The organism is Streptomyces barringtoniae, from assembly GCF_020819595.1.
In the GTDB taxonomy this organism is placed as follows: Bacteria; Actinomycetota; Actinomycetes; order Streptomycetales; family Streptomycetaceae; genus Streptomyces; species Streptomyces barringtoniae.
The window spans coordinates 455,917-478,418 of record NZ_JAJHNP010000004.1 but is presented as its reverse complement, the minus strand read 5'-3'; the positions used below and the strand labels follow the sequence as shown (position 1 = coordinate 478,418).

At 73.6% G+C, this 22,502-nt stretch carries 14 protein-coding genes and 1 pseudogene; 4 read left to right on the top strand and 11 right to left on the bottom strand.

Annotation, left to right across the window (positions count from 1 at the left end; translation table 11 throughout):
• The first annotated feature begins 5 nt into the window (after positions 1-5).
• The 3 genes from LMU33_RS09345 to glpK all read left to right on the top strand — a co-directional run bounded on the left by LMU33_RS09345 (position 6) and on the right by glpK (position 4,462).
• Entirely contained in the window at positions 6-1,652 is a 1,647-nt protein-coding gene (locus LMU33_RS09345) for a GGDEF domain-containing protein (protein WP_228619044.1), read from the top strand.
• Between the two features lie 379 nt (positions 1,653-2,031).
• A complete protein-coding gene (locus LMU33_RS09340; RefSeq protein WP_228619042.1) occupies positions 2,032-2,781 on the top strand; it encodes an MIP/aquaporin family protein in 750 nt (249 codons plus the stop codon).
• Positions 2,782-2,932: 151 nt separating this feature from the next.
• Positions 2,933-4,462, top strand: a complete 1,530-nt coding sequence (glpK, locus tag LMU33_RS09335; protein ID WP_228619040.1) for a glycerol kinase GlpK — start codon at positions 2,933-2,935, stop codon at positions 4,460-4,462.
• Positions 4,463-4,595: 133 nt separating this feature from the next.
• Here glpK and LMU33_RS09330 read toward each other — a convergent pair whose 3' ends face one another.
• The 4 genes from LMU33_RS09330 to LMU33_RS09315 are packed head-to-tail and all read right to left on the bottom strand — an operon-like array spanning position 4,596 to position 9,176.
• The gene (locus LMU33_RS09330; RefSeq protein WP_228619038.1) at positions 4,596-5,201 is read right to left on the bottom strand and encodes a GTP-binding protein; all 606 of its coding nucleotides are present in this window, start codon (positions 5,199-5,201) and stop codon (positions 4,596-4,598) included.
• Positions 5,202-5,241: 40 nt separating this feature from the next.
• Entirely contained in the window at positions 5,242-5,637 is a 396-nt protein-coding gene (locus LMU33_RS09325; protein ID WP_228619037.1) for a DUF742 domain-containing protein, read from the bottom strand.
• Positions 5,638-5,646: 9 nt separating this feature from the next.
• Positions 5,647-6,081 (bottom strand): roadblock/LC7 domain-containing protein, encoded by a 435-nt coding sequence (locus LMU33_RS09320; protein WP_228619035.1) that lies wholly within the window; start codon positions 6,079-6,081, stop codon positions 5,647-5,649.
• Positions 6,078-9,176, bottom strand: coding sequence for a nitrate- and nitrite sensing domain-containing protein (locus LMU33_RS09315; RefSeq protein ID WP_228619034.1), 3,099 nt, complete (start codon positions 9,174-9,176; stop codon positions 6,078-6,080). The genes LMU33_RS09320 and LMU33_RS09315 overlap by 4 nt, the downstream gene beginning before the upstream one ends.
• 419 nt (positions 9,177-9,595) lie before the next feature.
• Between LMU33_RS09315 and LMU33_RS09310 the strand changes: the two genes are divergently transcribed.
• A complete protein-coding gene (locus LMU33_RS09310) occupies positions 9,596-10,126 on the top strand; it encodes a hypothetical protein (protein WP_228619032.1) in 531 nt (176 codons plus the stop codon).
• 16 nt (positions 10,127-10,142) lie between these two features.
• Here the strand turns inward: LMU33_RS09310 and LMU33_RS09305 are convergent, their stop codons facing one another.
• The 7 genes and pseudogenes from LMU33_RS09305 to LMU33_RS09275 all read right to left on the bottom strand — a co-directional run bounded on the left by LMU33_RS09305 (position 10,143) and on the right by LMU33_RS09275 (position 22,438).
• A complete protein-coding gene (locus tag LMU33_RS09305) occupies positions 10,143-14,906 on the bottom strand; it encodes a coiled-coil domain-containing protein (RefSeq protein ID WP_228619031.1) in 4,764 nt (1,587 codons plus the stop codon).
• Between the two features lie 65 nt (positions 14,907-14,971).
• Entirely contained in the window at positions 14,972-15,850 is an 879-nt protein-coding gene (locus tag LMU33_RS09300; RefSeq protein ID WP_228619030.1) for a hypothetical protein, read from the bottom strand.
• Positions 15,851-15,881: 31 nt separating this feature from the next.
• The gene (locus tag LMU33_RS09295) at positions 15,882-17,411 is read right to left on the bottom strand and encodes a hypothetical protein (protein ID WP_228619028.1); all 1,530 of its coding nucleotides are present in this window, start codon (positions 17,409-17,411) and stop codon (positions 15,882-15,884) included.
• A 78-nt stretch (positions 17,412-17,489) separates the two neighbouring features.
• A complete protein-coding gene (locus LMU33_RS09290; RefSeq protein ID WP_228619027.1) occupies positions 17,490-18,179 on the bottom strand; it encodes a GntR family transcriptional regulator in 690 nt (229 codons plus the stop codon).
• Between the two features lie 1,120 nt (positions 18,180-19,299).
• Positions 19,300-20,142, bottom strand: a pseudogene (locus LMU33_RS09285) (SGNH/GDSL hydrolase family protein); the annotation flags it as partial.
• Positions 20,139-21,314, bottom strand: a complete 1,176-nt coding sequence (locus LMU33_RS09280) for a glycosyltransferase (protein WP_228619026.1) — start codon at positions 21,312-21,314, stop codon at positions 20,139-20,141. The gene LMU33_RS09280 and the pseudogene LMU33_RS09285, both read right to left, overlap by 4 nt.
• Positions 21,311-22,438, bottom strand: coding sequence for a glycosyltransferase family 4 protein (locus LMU33_RS09275; protein WP_228619024.1), 1,128 nt, complete (start codon positions 22,436-22,438; stop codon positions 21,311-21,313). The genes LMU33_RS09280 and LMU33_RS09275 overlap by 4 nt, the downstream gene beginning before the upstream one ends.
• Between the last annotated feature and the right edge of the window lie 64 nt (positions 22,439-22,502).

The window sequence follows — 22,502 nt, the reverse complement described above, 5'->3', positions numbered from 1 at the left end:
CTCCCGTGCACTCCTGGACGGACACTCTCCGCTTCGCCTTCCAGCCGGTGGTCAACCTGAGGACGGGCGCGGTCACCGCACTGGAGACACTCGCCCGCCCGGAGACCGGTGACATCCTGGCCGAGGCCCGCCGAGACCCCGAACTCGACGGAAGACTCACGGTGTTGGCGCTCCGCGCCGCGACGCACAAGGAAACCCTGCTGCCGCTGCATCTGAACGTGTTCGCGGCCACCCTCGCCGACCTCGGCGGTCTGACCCCGCTGCACGACGCCGTGCGCGCGGCCGGACGCCTGCCCTGGGAGGTGACTCTGGACGTGGTCCCGCCCTACACGCACGTGCCGCAACGGGCTCTGCTGGAGGCCGTGGCCGCACTGCGCGAACAGGGCTTCAAGATCAGCGCGGACGGCATCGGGGACGGCGACGTACCGCTCCGGCTGCTCACCGACCTCTCCCCCGACCTGGTCAAACTCGATGCCTCGCTGCTGTCCCGGCCGGCCGCGGTGCGGGCGATGCGGACCCTGTGCGAGGTGCTGGGCGCCCTGGTCGCGGTGGAGGGGGTGGAGACCGAGCTGCAATACGCGGCGGCGCTGTCGGCCGGGGCGCAGCTGGGCCAGGGCGAGCTGTTCGCGCCGCCGGCCCGGATCCCCGCCGCGGACGTATACGTTCCGCCCCGCACCCCCGGCACCGTCGGTGTGCCCCGGTCCGGGCCGTCGGTACGGGAGTTCGTGCGCCCGGCCGCCGTACTGCCGGTGACCGCCTCGGCGGGGCAGGTGCGGGGGCTGCTGACAGGATCGCCGGACGTGTCCGGTGTGCTGCTGGTGGACCAGGTGGGCAGGCCCGTGCGCTCGGTGCACCGCTCACGGTTCCTGCTGACGATGTCCGGCCGCTACGGGCACGCCCTGTACGCCGACCGGCCGGCCTTCAAGCTGGGGGACGCGCCCCGTACGGTCGGGGTCGACGCCACCGCATGGGAGGTGCTGGACGTCGTCGCGGTCGGCGGCCGGGACCGCACCTCCGACGATGTCGCGGTGGTCGACCGGTACGGCCGGTGCGTCGGCGTCGTACGGCTCGCGGACCTGGTGCGGGCCCTGGCCGAGAGCCGCGTCGAGGAGGCCGCCGGGCTCAATCCGCTGACCCGGCTGCCCGGTTCGGACGCGATCACAGGCGAGGTGGACCGGTGGATCGCGGACGGCCGGACGTTCGCCCTCAGCTGGCTGGACATCGACCACTTCAAGCAGGTCAACGACAGTGCCGGGTTCGCCATGGGCGACGAGCTGATCCGCTCGGTGGGGCGGGCGCTGCAGCAGGCGGTCTCGGGGAACGCGCGCGTGGGGCACATCGGCGGGGACGACTTCCTGGTGCTGGCCGAGGAGGAGGCGCTCGACCCGTTGGTCGCGGCGGTGCTCGACGCGCCCTGGTCGGCGGGAGACCGGCCGGTCACGCTCTCCCTCGCGACCGTGGTGTGCGCGCCGGGAAGCGTGGGCGACCACCGTCAGGCCGCCGCGCAGCTCGCTCCGCTGAAGCAGGCGGCCAAGGCGCTGCGCGGTGCGAGCTGGGTGCTCGGACGGGCCGGGCTGCCCGGCCACGAGGTCCGGCGCGGCACCGGGGCGGTGGCGCAGGCCGGGTACGCGACGGCCGAGCCGGGGCGGTGAACGTCCTTCCCGCACACCTGGGTCGGGCTCCGGCGCGGTGACCTGGGCGTCGTGTGGGTTGCCGGCGCCGTCGCCACCGGGCCGCAGGGCGAGTCGCCGTCACCGTCGCCGTCGGCAACCTTGACGCCCCCGGGACGCCGGTGAACACTTCCCGGTGTCAGCCGACATCGCCGTACATTCTCGGCGTTATCAGGCACTGCGCCACGGGTCTGTCCTGCTCCACAACTCGTCCCTCTTCGGCGATACGGCTGCAACGGCACGTTCGTCACGAACGCCGGGCGGGGCGCGGGGCTCCCTGCCTACGGCTGAAGACGCCAACGGAACGTTCCTGCACGGAGGGCCGGGGCTCACCGCCCCCACCGGCGCCAAGGGAGCCGCCATGAGCAATGGACATATTTTCGTCGGCGAAGTGATCGGCACCGCGATCCTGATCCTCTTCGGTGCCGGTGTCTGTGCCGCCGTCACTCTCAGATACTCCAAGGCGCGGGCCTCGGGCTGGGTCGTCATCGCGTTCGGCTGGGGCTTCGGCGTGCTCGCGGGCGCGTACACCGCCGCTCCGCTGTCCGGCGGACAGCTCAACCCCGCGGTCACCATCGGCATCGCCATCGACACCGGCAAGTGGGGCAAGGTCTGGGTGTATCTGCTGGGCCAGCTCGTCGGCGCGATGCTCGGGGCCGTACTGGCCTATCTCGTCTACCTCGCCCAGTTCCAGGCCAACGTCCGCAAGGAGGGCACGACGGAGGGCACGGCCGACGAACCGGTTCCGACGCTCGGCATCTTCTCGACCATCCCGGAGATCCGGAACCCGGTCGCCAACCTCATCACCGAGATCATCGCGACCGTCGCGCTCGTGCTGCCGATCCTCGCGTTCGGGCTGACCAAGGGACTCGGCGAGTCCGGCACCACCGTGCTGATCGTCTCCCTGCTCGTCGTCGGCATCGGGCTCTCCCTCGGCGGCCCCACCGGGTACGCCATCAACCCGGCCCGCGACCTCGGGCCGCGGATCGTGCACACCTTCCTGCCGATCCCCAACAAGGGCACGTCCGACTGGGGTTACGCCTGGATCCCGGTCGCCGGACCGCTGATCGGCGGGGTACTCGCCGGCGCCATCTACAACGCGGCCTTCTGATCCCCGAACGTCACCACCGACCCCGTACACGCCTGCGTCCGCGCCGCGGGCCTCCTCGCCCCGTATGCCCGCTCCCGGCCCGTACGCCGCCCTCCCACCGCACACGCGCCCCTCTGACCAGCGACCCGACCCAGCGACCCAGGGGACTGCCATGACGGACACCGCCGACACCTACGTCGCCGCCATCGACCAGGGCACCACATCCAGCCGCTGCATCGTCTTCGACCACAGCGGAGCCATCGTCGCCGTGGACCAGCGCGAGCACCGCCAGATCTTCCCGAAGCCGGGCTGGGTGGAACACGACGCGACCGAGATCTGGTCCAAGGTGCAGGCCGTGGTGGCCGGGGCGCTCGCCAAGGCGGGGCTGCGCGCCGACCAGCTGAGCGCGCTCGGCATCACCAACCAGCGGGAGACGACCGTCCTGTGGGACCGCGCCACGGGCAAGCCGGTGCACAACGCGATCGTCTGGCAGGACACCCGTACCGCGGCCCTGTGCAACGAACTGGGCGGCACGGACGGCCAGGACCGCTTCCGTGAACAGACCGGGCTGCCGCTGGCCAGCTACTTCTCCGGGCCCAAGGCGGCCTGGCTGCTGGACCATGTGCCCGGCCTTAGGGAGCGGGCCGAACGCGGCGAGATCGCCTTCGGGACGATCGACTCCTGGCTGATCTGGAACCTCACCGGCGGCACCGAGGGCGGCCGGCACGTCACCGACGTCACGAACGCCGGCCGCACCATGCTGATGAACCTGGAGACGCTCCAGTGGGATCCCGCCATCCTGTCCGCCATGAACGTGCCCGAGGCGGTGCTGCCCGAGATCCGGTCCTCCGCCGAGGTGTACGGCACGGCGGTCGGGCAGCTCGCCGGTGTGCCCGTCGCCTCGGCTCTGGGTGACCAGCAGGCCGCCGTGTTCGGGCAGGCCTGCTACGACGTGGGCACCGCGAAGAACACCTACGGCACCGGCAGCTTCCTGCTGCTGAACACGGGCAACCGGCCGGTGCCGTCCAAGAGCGGGCTGCTGACGACGATGGGCTACAAGATCGGCGAGGAGGCGCCGGTGTACTGCCTGGAGGGGTCCATAGCGATAACGGGCGCGCTGGTCCAGTGGTTCCGCGACCAGCTCGGGATCATCCGCACCGCCGACGAGATCGAGACACTGGCGGCGAGCGTCGAGGACAACGGCGGCGCCTACATCGTGCCCGCGTTCTCCGGCCTGTTCGCGCCCTACTGGCGTTCCGACGCGCGAGGTGTCGTCACCGGCCTCACCCGGTACGTCACCAAGGCCCATCTGGCGCGCGCGGTGCTGGAGGCGACGAGCTGGCAGACCCGGGAGGTCGTGGACGCCATGTACCAGGACTCCGGCGTGCGGATCACCACCCTGAAGGTCGACGGCGGCATGACGAAGAACAACCTGCTCATGCAGCACCAGGCGGACGTCCTCGGCGTCCCGGTCATCCGGCCACGGGTGTCGGAGACGACCTGCCTCGGCGCCGCCTACGCGGCCGGTCTGGCGACAGGCGTGTGGAACGACCTGGACGAGCTGAAGTCGCACTGGCAGCGGGACGCGGAGTGGACACCGGCGATGGAGCCGTCGGTGCGCGACCGCGAGTACCGCAACTGGCGCAAGGCCGTGGAGAAGAGCTTCGGCTGGCTGGAGGACGCGAGGGAGGACGGAGCGTAACCGTGCGCGGCACGCGCGAGTGAGGGCTTTTCCCACGGCACGCACGCGTGAGGGCTCTTCACCGGACCACGGCCCGTACCCCGGTCGGCGGGGGTACGGGCCGTGCCCGTGGGCCTGCCGAGGGCGGCGTGGGTCAGCCCAGGGCGGGCTGGCGGTGGTTCGCGGCGTACTCCATCGCATGCCGGACGACTCCGATGAGCACTTCCTTGACCGATTCCCGCTCCCGCGCGTCACACAGCAGGACGGGTACGCCGTCGTCCAGGTCGAGGGCCTGCCGGACGGCCTCGGCCGGGTAACGGGCCGCCTCCTCGAAGCAGTTGACGCCGACGAGGAAGGGAATGCCACGCCGCTCGAAGTAGTCGACGGCGGCGAAGCAGTCCTCCAGGCGCCGTGTGTCGGCGAGGACGACGGCGCCGAGCGCGCCCTCGGACAGCTCGTCCCACATGAACCAGAACCGTTCCTGCCCGGGCGTGCCGAAGAGGTACAGCACCAGGTCCTCGCGCAGGGTGATACGGCCGAAGTCCATGGCCACGGTGGTGGTGTGCTTGGCCTCCACACCGCTGGTGTCGTCGACCGGGCGGCCGGCCTCGGTGAGCAGCTCCTCGGTGCGCAGCGGCCTGATCTCGCTGACCGCGCCGACGAGGGTCGTCTTTCCCACGCCGAAGCCGCCGGCCACGAGGATCTTGAGCGTGACGGGCTCGACCGGGGGCTTGCCGCGCTCAGAACGCCCGAGGATCATCGGTTTCTTCTCCTGCTCGAGGGGGTCTTGCCGTACGGGATCACAGCGCCCGGAGGCCGTTGATCACGTCGCGCAGAATGCTCTCGTCCGGCAGCTCGGCCGGTGGCACCGGGCGTGTGACATGGACGAGTTCCGCGTGCACCAGGTCGCCGATGAGCACCCGCACCACTCCGATCGGCAGGTCGAGTCCGGCGGCGAGTTCGGCGACCGACTGCGGTTCGCCGCGGCAGAGCCCGACGATCTCCACGTGCTCGGGCGACAGCGCCGGATCCGTTTCGGGATCGCCCGCGCCGGATTCCGTGACGACCACCGCGATCAGATCGAGCCGGTGCTGGGCCGGACTCGTGGTACGGCCGCGTGTCATGGCGTACGGACGGACGACCGGTCCGGCCTCGTCGTCGAACCAGTGGTTTCTCACCTGACCGTCTGTGCTCATGTCATCCCACTACCCGCCTGCGGACAGATCGGTGCGCGGGGCGGTGCCCAGATGTACGCCGACCCGCTTGACCAGGAGCGTCATCTCGTAGGCGACCTGTCCGACGTCGGAGTCGGCGTCGGACAGGACGGCGAGGCAGCTGCCGTCCCCGGCGGCGGTGACGAACAGGAAGGCGTCGTCCAGCTCGACCACCGTCTGCCGGACGCCGCCTGCGTCGAAGTGGCGGCCCACGCCCTTGGCGAGGCTGTGGAAGCCGGATGCGACGGCGGCCAGATGCTCGCTGTCCTCCCGGGTCAGGTCCTTGGACACCCCCGTCGCGAGCCCGTCGCCGGACAGGACGACGGCCTTGCGGATACTGGCGACCCGATCGACCAGGTCGTCCAGGAGCCAGTTCAGCTGCCCCTTGTCGGTCGCCGTGTGGTCGGTCGCCTTCGGTGCGGTCATCGACCGTCCCCCTTAGTCGTTCCTTGTGCTGTGCCGTTGTGGTCTGCGTCGCCCCCGGCATTCTCCTCCCGGCCGCGCTGCCAGCCGCGCTGCAGCGAGGCCATCCGGCTGCGGACCTCCTCGGCGTCGCGGTCGGCGGTCCGCGCCGCGCGCTCGGCACGCCGTGCGGTGTGCTGCTTGAGCTGGGGGGCCAGGCTGGCCTGACGGACACGCCGGGGCAGGGTGCCGGTGACCGGCTCGTCGCCCGGTGCGCCGACCGGCTCTGTGGCCGCGGGACCGCGGGTGCCCCCAGTGTCTCCGAGGTCTCCGGTGACTCCGGGACGGGACCCCCCGCCGGTGGGCTCGACCGGGCCGGCGCCGGACCGGCCTGCGGTGTCCGGACCGTCGCCGGCGGAGAGCTGGGGCGGCTGGGTGCGCCGGGGCAGGGCGGGGACGTCCGGCGTCGTGCCGGTGCCCTCGCCTTCCTCGACTCGGTCGGTGCCCTCGGCAGCGGCCCCGTCGGGGAGTTCGGCAGCCCGGCGGGAGGCGGTGGTGCGCCACGGCAGAGGGGGAACGCCCGGCGTCGCATCTGCGCCGGCGGAGGGCTCGGGCGGCGTCGTGCCGGTCCCGTCGGCGAGCGGCTCGGACGGCCGGGTGCGCCGGGGCAGGGCGGGGACGTCCGGCGTCGTGCCGGTGCCCTCGCCTTCCTCGACTCGGTCGGTGCCCTCGGCAGCGGCCCCGTCGGGGAGTTCGGCAGCCCGGCGCGAGGCGGTGGTGCGGCGGCGGGAGGGCAGCGGGGCCAGTCCGCCCGTGTCGGGGCGGCGGGAGGCGCCGGGGGGCTGCTGGTCGGTGACGGGCCTGCCGTGTGAGCTGACCAGTTTGGGGGTCTGCCGGCGCGGCAGCGGTATGGGCCCGCGGTCGCCGGCCTCTTCGCGTGACGCGCGGTCGGCGGGCGGGGGCGGCGCCTGGTCGTCGGCGCGGGTGCGGCGGGGCCGGAACAGTCCACCGCGCTCGCTGTCCTCGTCGGCCAGGACGCCGGGGAAGGCGTCGATGGCGTCGAGATCCACCGGCGCCTCCAGCTCGATCGGGCCGTCCAGCAACGAGGTCGGCAGGCCGGGCAGCTGTGCGGGTGCCACGGCGCGTCCGGCGCCGCGGCCCGTCTGCCCGACCTCCTTCGCCGGGCGCTTCCGGTCGAGGCGGAAGCCGAGGCCGTTGGTGTCGGGTACGTCGTCGCTCAGCAGCGCGTCGGGGATGAACACGACCGCGGTGGTGCCGCCGTAGGGCGAGGGCTGGAGCGAGACCCGGATGTTCTGGCGCTGGGCGAGGCGGCTGACCACGAATAGGCCGAGCCGGTCGGTGTCGGACAGTTCGAACTCGGGTGTCTCGGCGAGGCGCAGGTTGGCGTCCAGCAGCGCCTCGGCCGTCATGCCGAGACCCCGGTCGTGGATCTCCAGTGTGAAGCCGTTGGCCACCCGCTCGCCGAGCACCTGGACGGCGGTGTGCGGGGGCGAGAAGACCGTGGCGTTCTCCAGGAGTTCGGCCGCGAGGTGGGTGAGGTCGGCGACGGCCGGACCGGTGACGGCGACCCGGGGCAGCCGCCGTACCTCTATGCGTTCGTAGTCCTCGACCTCGGCGACGGCGGCGCGTACGACGTCCATCAGCTGCACCGGGCGGCGCCACTGCCGGGAGGGTGCGGCGCCGGAGAGGATCACCAGGCCCTCGGCGTGCCGGCGCATACGGGTGGTGAGGTGGTCCAGGCGGAAGAGGTCGGCGAGCTCGTCGGTGTCCTCGGTCCGGCGTTCCATCGTGTCGAGAAGCGTGAGCTGCTTGTGCAGCAGCACCTGGCTGCGGCGGGCGAGGTTGACGAAGACCTCGGAGACGCCGGAGCGCAGTTCGGCCTGTTTGACGGCGGCCTCGACGGCGGCCCGCTGGAGGGTGTTGAGGGCCTGACCCACCTCGCCCATCTCGTTCTTGTCGTACTCCAGGCGCGGTACCTCGGTCTCGACGTCGACCTGTTCGCCGGCGGACAGGCGGCGCATCACGCTGGGCAGCCGGACACCGGAGGCCTCGTGCGCCTCCAGCCGCAGCTGACGCAGGTCGCGGATGAGGCCGCGGCCGATCCGTACCGACAGGAAGAGGGAGAACACGAGCGCGACCAGGCCGAGCAGGCCCGCGACGGCCGCCTGTAGGATGACGCCCATGGCCACCGGGTGGGTACGGCCCTGGAGGTGGTCGCCGACCTGGTCGTCGAGGGTGCCGAGTTCGTCCAGGACGTTCGCGGCCGCGGAGTCCCAGCTCTGCGCCGTGACGCCGCGGGGAGTGCCGGAGTCCGTGTCGATGACGGTCTGTTCGGCCGTGCGCAGCGGGGCGGTGGTGGCGTCCTTCCAGAAGCGTTCGTAGCGTTCGCGGTCGGCGGCCGGCAGCAGTGGCAGGCTGACGTCGTACAGGACCCTGCGCTGGGCGGCGAGGTCGGAGATGTCACGGGTCTCGCCCCGGGTGAGCCGGCCGACGACGAGGGACGAGCCGAGCAGGGCGTCTTCGCGGGAGAGCAGTTCACGGGCGCGGCTGACGTTGACCAGCGCGCGCTCCTGCGCGTCCAGTTCTACGTCGTCGATGCCTTCGAGGACGGCGAACAGCGTGAAGCAGGGGTCGACCAGGCGGTTGTAGAGGTCGAAGGCCTGAGCGCGGGTGACCGTGCGCTGCTCGACGTCACGGCGCAGGGAGCCGAGGCCGTCGAAGGCGGCGAGGGCGGCGGTGAGGCGTTCGCTGTCGTCCGCGTCCATGTTGTCGACGACGTCGTGGTCGCCGGCGTTCTTGCGGATCGTGGCGATCGCCCGGTCGGTGGCGGCGCGGGTGCGCTGCAGCGCGGAGAGGCTGTCGGCGGCTCTCGGGTCGGCCAGGTACACGAGGGTCTGGCGGCGCTCCTGCTGCAGTACGCGGACGGTGTCCTCGGCGGGATAGCCGATGTCCTGCTTCACGTCCGTCACCTGGAACAGCCGGGCGACCTCGCGCCCGGTGAGCACCGTTGCGAAGCCCCAGATGGCGGTCAGGGACACCAGCGGCACGAGAAGCAGCGCCACGATCTTCCGGCGGATGGACTTCCCGCGAAAGCGCATGGCCTCCCCCAGCTCGACCCCCGCCGGCCGGGGGTGCACATGTCCGTCAACAAACGGCGCGAGCCTACTACCGCCTCACAGATAACTCGAAGACATGTCCGGAGGGTGAACTTCCGCTCCGGCGGCAAGAGATGCCGAGTTGTCCGGGCATTGCGGGAGATTGCCACCGCGATCCCGCGGCCGCGCCCGGCCGGACGGCGCTGCAGCGACCGGGCGGTTGGCTGGAATTTTTCCCTGGTCGGGAATCATCGGCCGGTCTCGTTCGTCCTTCTCTACGGGAAATGGGGGCGGAATGGGCCACAGGTGCCGCATCCCGCACCTCGGCGGCGTAAAACAGCGCAAGCCGGGCAGCCACTGGGGAGTCGGTGTCTTGTGACACCGGGGCGAGCGGTGTGTCGGCGGTGGGGAGGTACGCGGTGATGGGCACGGCGGAGTGGCGCGATGCGCCCGAGGAGAGTGTGGCGGGGCGCTCGGCGGCGCGGCGGGGCGCGGAGGCACCGGATCGCGACATTCGGGCGCGTGGCCGCGCCCGGGAGTCCGCCCGCGAACAGCAGCAGTACTACCGGCCGTTGTGGGTCGAGGAGCCCGCCCGCCGGCACCCGCTGCCGGATCCGGTGCGTACGGCGGCGGTGCGGGCCCTCCTGATCATCGCGGTGACGCTGATACAGGCGATGGTGGCGTTCCTTTGCACGCTGGCCGAGTCCTGGCTGGCCTTCCCGATGGTGATCAGCAGTGTGGCGAGCACGGTGGTGGCCACGTGGGCCGTGGTCGACGTGTGGGTGACCCGCCAGGTGTGGAACCAGCGGTACGGCGTGGTCTCCGAACCGAGCAGCACGGCCCGGGCACTCCGCCGCGAGCGGCGTGCCCGTCGGCGCGAGGAGCGCGCGGCCCTGCGCGAGCAGGACCGCATACGCCGCCGAGGCGGCACCGGGCAACTGTCCCACCCCTGAGTTCCACGGCTCGCCGCTACGGCGTGTTCGGCACCGGCTTCTTGAACATCCGCGTCGCCGTGATCTCGCTGTGCCCCGCCTCTCCGGCCTGGGGCTGCTGGGGCAGCCCGGGCCGAAGGTGCTCCTCCACGCTGATGTACTTCAGGCCCGCCCTGAGGTCGGCGTCGTTGCGCAGGCGGATGACCAGCGGGAACTCGGCCAGGGCGGTCGTGTCGAACAGACCGGTGGTGTACAGCAGCTGCACGCCGAGCGCGTCGGACACGGCCCGCTGCAGCTCCAGCAGGTAGGTGGCGTTGGCCCGGCCGATCGGGTTGTCCAGGAACAGCGTGCCGGCGTGCCGGTGCTTGTCCCGGCCCCGGTCGTTCGAGCGGAGGGCGGCCATCGTGCAGTACAGGGCGATCGCGGCGGTGAGCAACTGGCCGCCGGAGAAGACATCGCCCATCTGCCCGACCGGTACCCGCTCGGCGCGCAGTACGGCGTCGGGCTTGAGGATCTCGACGGCCACGCCCTTGGGCTGCAGCGCGGCCGCGACTCCGCGCAGCAGCAGCGACATGCCGTCCCGGCGCAGGTCGGAGTTCTTCTTCACGGCTGCGCGTGTGGCGTCGTCGATGACTTCGCCGAGCCGTTCGGTGAGGGTGGCCTGGTCGGGCTCCTCGAAGCGGATGCGCAGGAACTCCTGGCCGGACCACTCGCCGAGCCCCTCGGGCAGCCGGGACAGCCGCTGGGCGGACCTCAGGGTGGCGAGAGCCGACTCCACCAGTCCCCTCAGGCGGTCCACGATCGAGTCGCGGTTGCGCTCGAGCTGGGCCAGCTCGTCGGTCAGGACGCGCAGCCGGGGTGCGAACGCGTCCGCCCACTTCTGCGCGTGCTCCGGCAGCGCGGACGCGGGCAGTTCGCGGATCTGCTGCCGGGCGGGGGTGCGGACCTGCTCGTAGCGCGTGGAGTTGGCGTGCCGGACGAGGACGTCGCTCGCCTCGCGCACGGCCGCCTCGGCGGCGGACAGATCGGCGGCGCAGCCGCGCAGCGAGCGGCGGGCCTCGGCGGCGGAGTGCCGGGCCTCCTCCAGGCTGCCGGGGTACGGCTCCGGCTCGTCCTGCTCGTCCTCGGTGACGTGCTCGCGCAGCAGGTCGCGGAGCATCGCGGCGATCTCGTCGAAGCCGCCGGCCGCGTCCTCGGCGGCCCGGTGGGCCTCCAGCAGCTCCGCGTGGGCCTCGCGGGCCTCGGCCAGCGCCTCGGTGCGGGCGGCGAGCTCACCCGTCGCGGTGCGCAGCAGCGCCTGGGCGTGCTCGGCGTCGCGCGGGACGAGTTCCTCGGGCAACTCGGTGTGCGCCTCGCCGTCGTCGGGAGCGAGCCGTTCGGCCTCGCCGCGCAGCCGGCCGAGCTGCTCGCTCGCGCTGGACATGCGGGTCTCCAGGAGCTGGACCAGCTCCTCCGCGCGGGCGGCTGCGGCCTGGCGGGAAGGCCCGTCGGAGCCGTCGGGCGACTGCAGCAGCTGCTCGGCCCGGGTGCGCACCTTGTTGCTGAGCCGGTCGAGCTCGGCGCGGGCGGCGCTCTCGTCGCTCTCCGCGCGGGCCTGCTCGGCGCGCAGGTCGGCGCCGACGCCGACCTTCTCGTACAGCTGGGAGGCGGCCCGGTAGGCCTCGCGGAGGGCGGGCAGGGCGGCCTTGGGGGCGTCTGTGTCCTCGACGGGTACGCCGTCGGGGGCGCCGGCGATCTCGGAACGCTCGGCGCGCAGGGCGCGTGCGGTACGGCGGGCGTCGTCGGCGGCACGCTGGGCGGCGCGGCGGTCCTCGTCGGCGGCGCGGGCGCGCTCCAGGCAGGTCTGGGCCCGGGCCTCGGACTCGGCGGCCTCGTCGGCGAGTTCCCGCAGCCGGGCCTGCCACCCGGCGCGCTCGCGCAGCCGGTGGGCGAGCCCGGCGAGGGCGTCGGCGGCGCGGCGGGCCCTCTGCGCGGCCTCCTGCCGTTCGTCACGGACGTGTACGGCCTCGGCGGCGGCCTCGTCGGCCTCCGCGCACAGGGTGCGGGCCTCCGCCAGCTCGGCCTCGGTCTCCTCGGCGAAGGCGCGGGTTTCCTGGGCGGCCCGGGCCAGTTCTGTGAGGCGTCCGGCGGGGCAGCCGGTGCGCCAGGAGGCGAGCCGGGCGGCCAGTTCGCGGTCCTTGCCGAGGCGCGCGGCGAGCGTGCGGATCTCCTCGTCGCGCTCGGTGGCCCGTGCGCGCAGTGCCTGCCGTTCCTCGTCGGCGGCGTGCTCGTCGTGCATGGCCGGGTTCGGCGGCACGAGGAAGACGTCCCCGGAGGCGGCGCTGTCGGCGGGGGGCGGGGCGAGCAGGGCGGCGGCCGTGCCGACGGCGACGGCGGAACGGGGCAGCAGGGCGGCGTCCCCGAGCACCTCGCGGGCACGCGCGTGCGTGTCCGGGTCGGTGATGATCACGCCGTCGACCAGTTCCGGGCGGGCGGCGAGCACGCGCGCGTGGTCGGCGGGGTCGACGGCCTGGGCGAGGTAGCGCCAGCCGGGCAGGGCGGGGATGCCGTGCTCGCCGAGGAACTCCACCGTGGCCAGGACGTCCGGACCCGGCGGCAGGAGTCCGCCGTCACCGAGCGCGCCCAGGATCCGGGAGTCGTCGGCGGCGGCGGTGCGCAGCTCGAACAGGTGCCGTTCGGCGGTTGAGACGGCGTCGTCGAGGAGCTCGCGCAACTCGTCGGCGAAACGGTCGAGTTCCTCGGGGGTGAGGGGGCCTTCGGCGGGGAGGCGACGAGTGCCGTGCGCGCCCGGTCCCGTCGGCTCCGCGGCGCCCTCACGCCCGTCCGCGGGACGATCCGGTCCCCGGCCGGCGCCCGTCTCGACGGCCGCGCCGGCGCGCGCGCCGTCCCGGGTGCCCATCGCGTCATCGGCCCCGGACCGGGGCCCGGGCACGCCGGGCTGCCCGGCCGCGGGCGCGCCCGGCAGGCTGAGCAGTTCGGCCAGCCGTTCCTCGGCGGCCAGGGACTCGGCGAGGCGCCGCTCGGCCTCGTAGGACCGCTCGGCCGCCGTCGCGGCGTCCGCCGCGCGGGCGGCGGTCAGTTCCGCGCGGGACTCGGCGGCGGCCGCCTCGCGCGCGTGCTCGGTGGCTCTGCGGGCGGCCTCGCGGGCCGCGTCCCAGGCGGCGACGGCACTCTTCTCGGCATCGCTGGCGGCGAGCGCGGCCCGCGCCGGGTCGGCGTCCGGGGCGCTGTCGTCGAGCCAGCCCGCCCGGACGGCCTCGGTGGTCTCCTGTTCGACCTCGGAGAGGCGCTGGCGCAGATGCCCGGCCTCGCTGCGGGCGCGCTGTGCCTCGGTCGCGGCGGTGGTGGAATCGCGGTACGCGGAATCGCCGGCCTCCTGCAGGGCGGCGGAGCGCTCCTCCTCCTCGTTGGCGAGGGCCTCGGCGCTCTCCGCGGCCGCGTGCAGGGCCCCTACGAGGTCCACGGCGGCCTTGGCTCGCGCGGCGAGCGCGGGCGCGGCGTCCCGCTCGGCCTCCTGGATGGCGGCGGACACGCGCGCGACGCGGTCGGCGGCGGCGCGGTGGCGCAGGACGGCCTCGGCGGCCTGCCAGGCGGAGTGCAGGGTGCGGGCGTCGGCGAGCTCGCGCTTCTGCGCGGCGGCGGACTTCTCGGCGGCGGCGAGCGCGAGGGAGGCGTGCCGGTAGGCGAGTTCTGCCGCGATCAGCGCGCTGCGCTCCCGGGCGCCCTCGGAGTGGGTGACGGCGTAGGCGGCGGCCGTGACCCGCTGGGCGAGGTCGGCGGCCCGCACCCGCTCCTGCACGGCCCGCGCGGACAGCCGCCGGGCGAGGGCGCGAGTACGGCGTTCGGCGCCGGTGTGGATGTCACGCGCGCGTGAGCGGGCCTCGGCGGCCTCGACGATCCGCCCGAGCAGGTCGACGGACCCGGCGGTGAAGTCCCGTTCGGCGATCAACTCGGCGCGGCGGCCCAGCTTGTTGCCGAAGCCGCCGACGAGGTCGGCGAGGCCGTCGGTGTCGCGGGTGTCGGTGACGGCGCGCAGCAGCAGGTCGGTGAAGTCGGAGTCCTTCTTGACCGCGAAGAGGCCGGCCGCCTCGCCCTCGTCGGCGTTCATCTCCCGCTGGTAGCGGAAGAGTTCGGGGTCGAGTCCGAGGTCGCCGAGGTGCTCGATCCAGCGGTCGTGGATCTCCTCCCAGTGCACCTCCAGGTGCGGGTAGGCCTTGCCGGCCTCGGTCAGGGCGTCGCGGAAGCCCTTCATGGTGCGGCGCCGGCCCTGGGCGCCGGAGGTGCCCTCGACGGGCGGCCGTACGGCGGTCGACTCGGCGACCGGCAGGTTGTCCAGGCTCAGTCCGGGGCCGGGCCGGAACGAGTACCAGGCCTCGGCGAACTTGCGCGGGTCGTTGGACACCTGCCGTCCGCGCCACTCGCTCACCTTGCCGACGACGACGCACTCGCCGGTCTGCACGTGTTGCCACTCCAGCGCCACGTGCCCGCAGTCGTCGGCGAGCAGGAACTTGCGCAGGACACCGGAGCTGGCGCCGCCGAGGGTGTTGCGGTGGCCCGGCAGCATCACCGAGAAGATCAGCTTGAGCAGGACGGACTTGCCGCCGCCGTTCTCCAGGAAGAGCACGCCGGCGGGCGCGGGCCGGCGCGGCGGGCCGGACGGCTCCTCCTCGAAGAACTCCGCCTGCGTGGGCGCCGGGTCGGGCACGGGCTCGCCCACACCCCGCAGGTCAAGCACGGTGTCGGCGTAGCGCGCACCGGCGGGACCGATGGAGTAGAGGCGGACCCGGGACAGCTCGTACATGGCGGACTCTCGTAAGTCTGGTGAAAAGTGCGGTGGTTCAGGATTCTGCGGGAGCTCGGCGGCCCTCAGGAGTGGAAGGGCAGCCCGGCGTCGGCCACCAGCTCCAGGTCCTCGGTGTCCTCGGCCGGCAGCAGGCTGGCCGTGCCGTCGGTCACCGGTACGACGCCCAGCTCGAGCAGTTCGGCCATGGCGGCGCTGCCGGCCATGTCGCGGACCTGGAGCTGGTAGCGGGCCGTGGTGCGGTAGGTGCCGCCGCCGTCGTCGCCGGTGCGCTGCAGGAAGCCCGAGTCGGTGAGGAAGGCGAGGGCCTTGGCGACGATGCCGGTGGTGGAGGCGGCCGGGCGGCGGGCGTCCTTGGTGGCGCCGGTGGCACTGCGTCTGGCCCAGATGCGCCAGGCGGCCTCGAGGCCGGGCGCGTCGGTCGCCGGGTCGGTGTTCTCGCCCAGTTTCTCGGCCCGCTCCTCCAGGCGCCGGCAGGCCTGCCGTACGAAGGCGTCGACGCCGTTGACGGTGACCCGGCCGATGTAGGTGTCGTCGGCCAGGTCCTCCGGGCGCGGGAAGGCCAGTGCGGCGACGGCGAGGTGGGCGAGGCCGTGCAGGAAGCGGTCGCCGGAGTCGGCGGCGGTGCGACGCGCGTAGTCGCCCAGGCGGACGGCGAACACCGAGTCCTCGGCGGCCGTCACGGCCATGCCCGCGCGCGGGGACACCTCCAGCACGACGAGGCCCAGGCCGGTGGCGACGGCGTCGGCGAGCCGCGCGAACGCCGGGTCGTCGCGGTACCGGCGCAGCAGCTCCGTGTACTCCTGGTCCCGCGCGGGCTGCAGCTTGGGCTGCAGCCCGAAGGCGACGAGCCGCGCCGCGTCGGCGGCGTCGGCGGGGGTGACGGCGGCGGGGGCCGACGGCGGCGACGCCTCCGCCTCACTCCACTCGACGTGCTCGCTCACGGTCGGGGCTCCTTGTCGCGCTGTTGTTGACTCATGCTGCTTCCGTCCGGTCCGCCGCCATCCCGGCCGCGTCCAGCAGGGCGGTCCCCACGATCAGGTCCGCACCGCCGAACTCGGGATCGTCCAGCTCGGTCCCGTCGTCCACGGCGAACAGCAGCTTCTCCTCACCCTGCCGGTACGCGGTACCGACAGCCGGACTGGCCGCATGAACCGCCAACAGGGCCACCAGATAGGCCAGATCGGGGTCCCCGGTGCGCCGGGCCTCGGCCAGCAGCCCCGACAGCCTGCGCGGCGCGTCGGCCGGCAGGTCCAGCAACTCCGTCGCGGCGGCCAGCTGCTCCTCGCTGAACCGGCTGTCGTCCGGCGTGGCGATCAGGTCGGGTTCGGGCATCTCCGCGCCCAGGTGCTCCCGTTCGACCGGCGGCGTCAGCAGTATGTCGACGAGGTCCGCCGCCCGGACGGACACCGGCGTCCGCAAGCCCGTGCCGCCGGCGAAGAACGCGTCCGTGACCCGGATCGCCTGTTCCAGGGGCAGCGGCAGGACGGGGGCGACGAGATGGCCGTACAGGTCTATCCCGGACGTCGTCGCCGGTGTGGCGAAGGCCTGCCGGTCCTGCTCCGCGCGGAACAGCGGGCCGGCCTCCAGCAGCCGTGACTGGAGCTGGGTGTGCCGTCGGATGCAGTCCTTGACGATGTCGACCAGCTCGGCCGCGCGGCGCTTGTGCTCGGGCTCCTCTGTCTCGTCGCGGGCCTTGCGGATGTTGGTGAGGATCGCGTTCTCGTGGCGGTAGCGGTCGGCGACGTGGTCGAGGGCCTCGGCGATCATGTCGGGCACGGCGCCCAGCCAGTCGACCGCGCGGACGTTGCGCCGGGTGGCCTCCAGGGCGCGGCGGAGGGTTTCCGAGTACTGCACCGTGCGGTAGCGGGCCTGTTCGGCGGCGAGCTGGGCGTCGGCGAGCCGGCCTCGGTTGATCAGCACCTCCAGCTTGACCTCGGCGGCGATCTGGGCACTGGTGACATCGGTGTCCAGGGCGCCCACCAGGACGTTGACCGCCTCGTCCGTCGTGCGCAGGTACACCGTGCCGCCGGGGCCGGGGACCTCCTCGATCAGCTTGAAGTCGTAGTCCCGGCGGACGTACGTACCGTCCGGTGCGAAGGTGCCGTAGACGGCGCGGAAGCCGCGGTCGACGCTGCCGACGTTGATCAGGTTCTCCAGGACCCAGCGGGCCACGCGCTCGTGCTCGGCGGTCGGCCGGCGCGGGGCCTGGGCGGCGATGCGCGGGACGAGCCGGGCCACGATCTGCTCGTGGTCGGCGCCGGTGTCGAAGTCCATGTTGAGCGTGACCAGGTCGATGGCGGCGAGGGCCACCTCGGCCATGCCGTACACCGAGTACTCACCGGCAAGGTTGGCCTTGCGCGCGTCGAGATCGTGCAGCGGCGCGGTGCAGGCGAGCGCGCGCAGCCGGCGCGCCAGCCCCTCGTCGGCGGCCGGGCCCGGAGCAGGGCGCGGCCCCGCGCTGAGCTGGGGCGGAACGCTGTCCGTCGATGCAGGCGAAGTCACGGTGCACAGAGTAGGTCCTAGGTCTGACATCGACCCAAACGGCACGGAGTGGCTCCGCCGGGGCGGGGTGCTGCCGAGTTACGGGGCGACCCGGCGCCGGTACACCTCCACCATCCGCTCCAGGGAATCCGCGAGGTACGTCTCCAGCAGTCGCTCGGCCTCGCGCTTGTCTCCGGACTGCAGCGCCTGCAGGATCCGGTGGTTGCGGGCGAGGTAGGGCTCGTGAAGCCGGCGCGGGTCGTCGACCACGTGGAAGGCGAGCCGCAGCTCGGCGAAGACACTGCGCATCAGTTCGTCGGTGCGTTCGCTGCCCGCGAGGGCGACGAGCTCGCGGTGGAAGTGGATGTTGGCGGTGCCCAGCGCCTTCCAGTCGTTCTCCGCGCTCGCCCGCTCCCCTTCGGCGACCGCCGCGGCCACCCCGTCCAGCCGGTACGGCGGCTCACCGAGCCCGCGCACGACGGCGCACTCGACCAGGGAGCGCGTGCGGTAGATGTCCTCGACGTCCTCTACGGTCAGGACCCGCACGAACACCCCGCGATTGAGCTCGTGGACCAGCAGGCGTTCGTGCGTGAGCAGCCGGAACGCCTCGCGCAGCGTGTTGCGGGAGACCCCGAGCGCGCCGCCGATGCCGTCCTCCGACAGCCGGGTGCCGGGCGGGAAGTACCCGTCGGCGATACGACTCCGAAGGATGTCCGAGACCCGCTCCGCCGTGCTGGTACGCCCCAGGAGCGCACGGTCGTCGGCCAGTGCCGTCAGCTGCTCTGCCATGCCGGAATTCAATCGCAGAGTCCGGAACGAAACAACGTGGGTATTGAGGGATCGTTGAACAATCCCCTACCGTTCAGGTGGGCGGGACGAGGCGGGCAGGGCTGCTGCCTGAGGCGATGGGCGCCGGACCCGGGCACGCGCGCGTACCGCGTACGCGGTCTCTGCGCAGCAGCCACGGCGCGCCATGCTTGCCCTGCGGGGCCTGGACCTCGGCACCGACCAGACCCCTTCGGACAGGCGTCCGGTCACCTTCCGGGCGAGCCGCCGGCCGCCGGGCGTTCCCCGGTGACAGCTGTCGTCCGCGCCGTCTGCGCCCCTGCGGCCGCGCAGGCGGTGCCCGCCACCATGGCTCCTGGGCGGGCGCAAGGTCGCCGTCCCGGCCGGCCTTCCGCCCCTTCGGGCGCTACCCGGCTGCCACGGTGGTCCGCACGGCCTGCGCCCTCACGGCCTCACGGGCCGAACCGGGCGCTGTGGCCTCGCCGACGGGATCCGTCACCGTGACCGCGCCGGCCGTGACACCGGTCATGGCATCGCCGACCGGATCCGCCACCACTGCCGCGCGGACCCTACCCGCCGACACGACATCGCCGGCCTGGTCCAGGCCCGCGACCGCGCAGACCGTACCCATCGACACAACCTCGCCAACAGGGTCCGCCACCATCGCCGCGCGGACCATACCCACCCGCACATCGCCAGCCGGATCCGCTCCCGCAGCCACGCCGGCCATACCCACCGAACCCGCCGACACAGCCTCGCCGACCAGATCCGGCACCTCTGCCGCGCGGACCCTACCCGCCGACACAGCCTCGCCGACCTGATCCACACCCGCGACGGCGCAGACCGTACCCATCGACACAACCTCGCCAACAGGGTCCGCCACCACCGCCGCGCGGACCATACCCACCCGCACATCGCCAGCCGGATCCGCTCCCGCAGCCACGCCGGCCATACCCACCGAACCCGCCGACACAGCCTCGCCGACCTGATCCGGCACCACGGCTGCGCAGGCCCTGCCTACCGTCGCGGGCTCACGGTTCGTATCCGGCCTCCTGCCCGTCCGAGCGGGAGCAGGTGTCCCTGTCGGCTGCGTGACCGCAGGGCGTCGCTGAGCCTCGGCGACCTGGTCGGGGGCTTGCGACAGGGCGGCCAGGGCTTCGGACACCGCTGCCGAGGCGCTCAGGTCGAGGCGGGCGCTGGTGCCGCGGGCCCGGTGGTGGAGTTCGTCGGCGGCCAGGCGCAGCAGCTGCGGCAGCAGGTCCTTGCAGCGCCGGGCCACCCAGGCGGTGCCGGCCGTGGCCAGCCACAGCAGGCTCGCCGCCCGGGTGGGCGCGGAGAACTCCGGTTCGGGGGACGGCGGTTGTCCCGTCGCACGGCCCGCCTCGGTGAGCAGGGCGTGGAAGCGGACGGCGAGCTGCCGGTGCCCACGCTCGCCCGGGTGCAGCCGGTCGGCGCTCCACAGGCTCCGGTCGGTGATCCAGGCGCCGTCCACGGCGTCCAGGTGGACGGCCCGGTACCGCTCGGACAGCGCGTGGACGACCGTGTTGACGGCCCGCTGCCGACGGGCCAGCGGACGGGCCAGGGCGCTCGGCAGGCCCAGCATCGCTCCGGGGTCGGGCAGGCAGGCGGTGAGGAGGATGGCGCCCTCGCGGGTGAAGGCCGCGTAGACCTCGTCGAGGCGGGCGGCCACCGCCCGGATGTCGAAGGTGCGACGCAGTGTGTCGTTGACGCCGATCACCACCGACACCAGGTCGGGACGGAGTTCGAGGGCGGCCGGCGTCTGCCGCTCCAGCACGTCGCGGGTCTGCGCGCCGCTGACCGCGAGATTGGTGAACTCCACGGCGTCGGGGGTCTCGGCGAGGGAGGGCGCCAGCAGCGCGGCCCAGCCCCGCCAGCCGTCCCCGACGGGGTCGCCCACGCCCTGGGTGAGCGAGTCACCGAGGGCGACGAAGCGGACGGGGGTCATGCCACGCCCTCCTGCACGGTGCGACGGACACCGGCCGGGCGGAGCACCTCCGCGTCGTGGGCCGCGAGGAACGCCTCCACGGCCGTACCCCAGCCGAAGCACTCCGCACGCGCGCGTGCCGCCTCCCGCCGCGCGTGCTCGCCGCGGTCCAGCAGCAGCTCCACGGCGTCCGCGAACGCCTCGCCCCGGTCGGCGGCGGTCGCCCCGGCGGAACCGATGACCTCGGGCAGCGCGGAGGACGCGCTCGCCACGACGGGTGTGCCGCACGCCATGGCCTCCAGCGCGGCGAGCCCGAAGGTCTCGGCGGGCCCGGGCGCGAGGGCGATGTCCGCACTGGCCTGGAGGGCGCCGAGCGCGGCCCGGTCGGAGACGTGCCCGAGGAAGGTCACGGGCAGCCCGTGATCCCGCGCGCGCTGCTCCAGCCGGGCCCTGAGCGGCCCGTCCCCGGCCACCACGAGCACCGCCCGCCGCCCGCGTCGTATGAGCGCGTCCAGAGCGTCCAGGGCGGTGCCGGGGCGCTTCTCGACGGACAGCCGGGAGCACATCACGAGCAGCGCCTCGTCCCCGCGCGCGTGCCGGGTGCGCAGACCCGCGTCGCGCAGGGCGGGGTGGCGTTCCGTCAGGTCGACGCCCAGGGGGGCGCGTACGACGTTGCGCGCGCCGATGCGCACGAACTCGCGCTCGGCGAACTCGGTGGTGCACACCACCCGTGAGTAGACGTGCGCGGTCCGGGTGTTGAGGGCGTCGGCGGCGCGCCGGGAGAGGTGCTCGGGCAGGCCCCAGGTGCGCAGCACGCCGTCGGCGGTCTCGTGGGAGACCATCACGGCGGGCACGCGCGCGCGGCGGGCCCAGCGGCCGGTCCAGCGCAGGGTGGTGCGGTCGGAGACCTCCAGGCGGTCCGGGGCCAGCTCCTCCAGGAGGGCGGCCACACGGCGCTTGTCGGTGAGGACGCGGTAGCCGCCGGTGCCGGGCAGCAGCGGGCCGGGCAGGGTGATGACCCGGCCCTGCTCGGTGTCGTGGTCGGTGTGCCGTTCGCCGGGCACGATCAGGACGGGTTCGTGGCCCGCCGCCTTGAAGCCCCTGCCCAGCTCGCGCAGGGCGGTGCGCAGGCCGCCGGAGGCCGGGGCGACGAAGTTGGCGAGCCGGACGATGCGCAGGGACTGGCCGGTCATGCCGCCACCGCCGTCTTCCGTGCCGCGAGCACGTCGTCGTAGTGGGCGATCAGCTGGTCGCCGACGGCGGCCCAGGTGCGGCCCTCGACCATGGTGCGGGCGGCGGCACCGAACGCGGTCCGCCGCGCCGGGTTGGCGGCCAGTTCCCGGACGGCCTCCTGTACGGCGTCGGCGTCACGCGGCGGGACCAGGTATCCGGTGCGGCCGTGGGCGACCAGGTCGAGCGGGCCGCCGGCGGCGGGTGCGACGACCGGGACCCCGCTGGCCATGGCCTCCTGGACGGTCTGGCAGAACGTCTCGAAGGGGCCGGTGTGCGCGAAGACGTCCAGCGAGGCGAAGATCCGCGCGAGCTCGCCTCCGGTGCGGCGACCGAGGAAGACGGCGCCGGGCAGGGCCTCCGTCAGGTGGGTGTGGCTGGGGCCATCGCCGACGACCACGACCTTGACGCCGTCCACGCCGCAGGCTCCGGCGAGGAGTTCGACGTGCTTCTCGGGGGCGAGTCTGCCCACGTAGCCGACGATCAGCTCGCCGTTCGGGGCGAGTTCGCGGCGCAGCGCCTCGTCCCGCAGATCTGGCCGGAAACGTACGGTGTCCACGCCACGTGGCCACAGCCGGACCCGGGGCACCCCGTGCTCCTCCAGGTCGCCGAGGGCGGCGCTGGAGGGGGCGAGGGTGCGGTCGGCGGCGGCGTGGACGGAGCGGATCCGCCGCCAGGCGGCCGCCTCGCCGGCACCCATGTAGGTACGGGCGTAGCCGGCCAGGTCGGTCTGGTACACGGCGACGGCGGGGATGCCGAGCCTGGCGGCGGCGGCCATGCCGCGCACACCGAGGACGAAGGGGCTGGCGAGATGTACGACGTCAGGCCGGTGTTCGACGAGCGCCGCGGCGAGCCGCCGGCTGGGCAGGGCGACGCGGACCTGGGGGTAGCCGGGGAGCGGGAGGGAGGGGATCCGGACGATCGGGCACGGAGCGTCCGTGTCCGGTCCGCTGCCCGGAGCGGGGGCGGGGGCGACGACGAGCGGATGGTGACCGCGATCTACGAGGTGCCGGGCGGTCTGGAGCGCGCAGTGGGCCACGCCGTTCACATCGGGGGGAAAGGATTCGGTCACGATGACGACACGCATACCGGTGTTGTCGCCGCGCCGGACGTGGGCGCGTCAACTTCGATCTTTCCGCCCGGGGAACGTC